1 protein-coding gene is annotated in these 1613 nt (G+C 65.4%); it reads right to left on the bottom strand.

All coding sequences use genetic code 11. The features are described from left to right. Positions 1–1428: M14 family zinc carboxypeptidase (locus AB4Y84_RS21130; protein ID WP_442250871.1), on the bottom strand; the 1428-nt coding region annotated here is incomplete at its 3' end. Positions 1429–1613 lie beyond the last annotated feature (185 nt).

Here is a 1613-nt window from a genome sequence, read left to right as displayed (position 1 = left end):
GCCGTAGAACACGTCGCCCTTGATCGGCGGGGTCTCGGCGAAGATCGAATGGACCAGGCGGAACTGCGCCTGCTGCACCGGCACCACGTAGGCGCTGCCCGCTTCGAAACGCTGGCCATCTACGCTGACGGCGCGGTCCAGTGCATGCACTTCAATCCTGTGCAGCAACAGCAGTTCCAGCAGGCGTCGGGTCAATGCCGGATCATGCGCGTCGCCGAACACGAAGCTCTTCACCGGCTGTTGTGCGGCCTGCTTCAGCGCGCTCTGGAAGAAACTCTTCTGCAGATCGAACAGGGCGCTGCGCTCGGTCACCGCACCGCGCACCGTGCCCAAGCCGGTGGCAACCTGGTTGCGGATGGTGAACGGGAACGTCAGCAGGCCATTCACCGATTCCTGCACGCGACCGCGCGAGCTGGCCTGCTCCACGGTGACGCCGACCGCGCCGTGGAAATCCGGATAGGTCGAGCCGTACACGGGCGAGAAATTGTCGAAATTCTCACCGGTGTAGTACAGCGAACCCAGCGCATCGAGCGCCTGGGCGTGGTACTTGGCCAGGGTCTTGTTGAACTCGTACGACGCTGCCGGGATCAACGGACTATGCATGCTCTTCGGCGATGGCTCGAAGTAGTACGTGCTGTCCTTGCCCATCTCGTGGAAGTCGATCTGCACGTTCGGGTACCACTGGTGGAACTGCGCCACCTTCGGCCGCGAATCCTGCTGCGTCAGTGCCAGCCAATCGCGGTTGAGATCGGTGAAGTAGTGGTTGGTACGGCCCTGCGGGAACGGTTCGACGTGTTCCTTGTCGGCCGGATCGGCCGAGGCCGGATCGGACGCCCAGGCGTTGTGCCAGTTGGCGGCGCGATCGCGGCCGTCGGGATTCTGCGCCGGGTCGAACAGCACCACTGCCTGCTGCAGCCACTGCTGCGTTTCCGCGCTGCGGTTGGCCACCAGGTAGTAGGCGGTCAGCATCGCCGCTTCGCCACTGGAAGTCTCGTTGCCGTGCACGCTGTAGCCCAGCCACACCACCACCGGGCTGTCACCGGCAGCGCTGCGCGGCTGCGCCGGGTCGGCCAGGGTCGCGTGCTGCTGGCGGATCTGTTCCAGCCGCGCGTGGTTGCCTGCAGCAGTGACCGTGGCGATCAGCAGCGGTCGGCCCTCATAGCTGCGGCCGATCTCGCGCACGCTGATCTTGTCCGAGTGCTTGGCCAGCTCCTGGAAGTAAGCGACCAGCTGGTCATGGCGGGTGTAGCGGCTGCCGATCGGATAGCCGAGGAACTGCTCCGGCGTGGGAATGGCGGTATCGAATGCCGCGGCATCGGTGGTCTGCGGGAAGAAATAGGCGCTCTGCGCATGTACCGCAGGCGGCAACGATACGGCGGTGGCGACGGCGAGCAACAACGGGAAAACGGCACGGCGGTGGAAGGACACGGTGACTCCCCTGGAACATGGCAACACGGCCGGCCACACAGGGTGGCCGGCCGCGGCGGGTGGATCAGAAGCGGTAGTCGAAGCCCAGCGTGAAGTAGCGGCCACGCAGGTCGTACTGGCTGAAGTCGTACGGCGCGCGGATGCCCGGGAACGAGGCGTCGTACGGCGGCGTCTTGTCACCCAGG

Source organism: Stenotrophomonas sp. 2YAF22 (genome assembly GCF_052114665.1).
In the GTDB taxonomy this organism is placed as follows: Bacteria; Pseudomonadota; Gammaproteobacteria; order Xanthomonadales; family Xanthomonadaceae; genus Stenotrophomonas; species Stenotrophomonas indicatrix.
Note: the sequence above shows the minus strand (reverse complement) of the source record. Positions and strands in the feature narration are given on the sequence as shown.